At 67.5% G+C, this 1,584-nt stretch carries 2 protein-coding genes; both read left to right on the forward strand.

The genetic code is table 11. From position 1 onward, the window contains the following. Nucleotides 1-480, forward strand: a 480-nt coding sequence (locus tag DWY51_RS09380) for a sugar nucleotidyltransferase (protein ID WP_255413499.1), incomplete at its 5' end; no start/stop codon positions are given. Between the two features lie 24 nt (nucleotides 481-504). Then, nucleotides 505-1,527, forward strand: coding sequence for a dTDP-glucose 4,6-dehydratase (gene rfbB, locus DWY51_RS09385; RefSeq protein WP_117770656.1), 1,023 nt, complete (start codon nucleotides 505-507; stop codon nucleotides 1,525-1,527). Nucleotides 1,528-1,584 lie beyond the last annotated feature (57 nt).

Here is a 1,584-nt window from a genome sequence, read left to right on the forward strand (position 1 = left end):
GACCCCGAGCGCTTCGGCGTCGTGGAGTTCGACGGCGAGGGCAGGGCCGTGTCCATCGAGGAGAAGCCAGCCGAGCCCAAGAGCTCCTACGCCGTCACCGGCCTGTACTTCTACCCGGGCGACGTGGCCGCCAAGGCCCATAGGGTGGAGCCGTCCGCGCGCGGCGAGCTGGAGATCACCACGCTCAACCAGATGTACCTGGAGGAGGGGACGCTGTCCGTCGTCACCCTGGGCCGCGGGTACGCGTGGCTCGACACCGGCACCATGGAGAGCCTGCACGAGGCCGCGGAGTTCGTCCGCGCCGTGGAGCACTCCCAGGACCTGCCCGTGTCCGTGCCCGAGGAGATCGCCTGGGAGAACGGCTGGATCACGACCGCCGAGCTCGAGGGGGCCGCCAAGGCCTACGGCAAGTCGGTCTACGGCCGGCACCTCAAGAAGGTCGCCGCCGGCGAGATCGTCAACAGCCCGCGCGAGTACTAATCCGATCCAATGGGAGATAGAAACATGTCTGAAGAACTCTTCGAGCCCAAGAACATCATCGTCACGGGCGGCTGCGGCTTCATCGGCAGCAATTTCGTCCACTATGTCGTGAACAACCACCCGGGCGTCCACGTCACCGTCCTGGACAAGCTGACCTACGCCGGCAACCCCGAGAACATCGCGGGCCTGCCCTCCGACCGCGTGGAGCTCGTCGTCGGCGACATCTGCGACGCCGAGCTGCTCGATGAGTTGGTGCCGGGCCACGACGCGATCGTCCACTACGCCGCCGAGAGCCACAACGACAACTCCATCGCGGACCCGGAGCCCTTCCTGCGCACCAACGTCGAGGGCACCTTCCGCCTGCTGGAGGCCGTGAGGAAGTACGGCATCCGCTACCACCACGTCTCCACCGACGAGGTCTACGGCGACCTGGCGCTCGACGACCCGGCGAAGTTCACCGAGGAGACGCCGTACCACCCGTCCTCGCCGTACTCGAGTACCAAGGCCAGCTCCGACATGCTCGTGCGCGCCTGGACCCGCACCTACGGCCTGCGCGCCACGATCTCCAACTGCTCCAACAACTACGGCCCCTACCAGCACGTGGAGAAGTTCATCCCCAGGCAGATCACGAACATCGTCGACGGCGTGCGCCCCAAGCTCTACGGCAAGGGCGAGAACGTCCGCGACTGGATCCACACCGAGGACCACTCATCGGCCGTCTGGGACATCCTCACCAAGGGCCGCATGGGGGAGACCTACCTCATCGGAGCGGACGGCGAGAAGAACAACATCACCGTCCTGCGCATGATCCTGGAGGCGATGGGACGCGATCCCGAGGACTTCGACTGGGTCGCCGACCGCCCCGGCCACGACCGCCGCTACGCCATCGACTCCACCAAGCTCCAGCGCGAGCTGGGCTGGAGGCCGGCGCACACCGACTTCGCCGAGGGGCTCAAGCAGACCATCGACTGGTACGTGGCCAACGAGTCCTGGTGGCGCCCGGCCAAGGAGGCCACCGAGGCGCGCTACCGCGCACAGGGCCAGTAAGACCGCATCCCGGCGAACCGCACCGCGGGGCGCCCGCGCGGGGCCGCAGGGCATGGG

The sequence above is a fragment of the Collinsella sp. AF25-2LB genome (assembly GCF_003458415.1).
Lineage (GTDB): Bacteria > Actinomycetota > Coriobacteriia > Coriobacteriales > Coriobacteriaceae > Collinsella.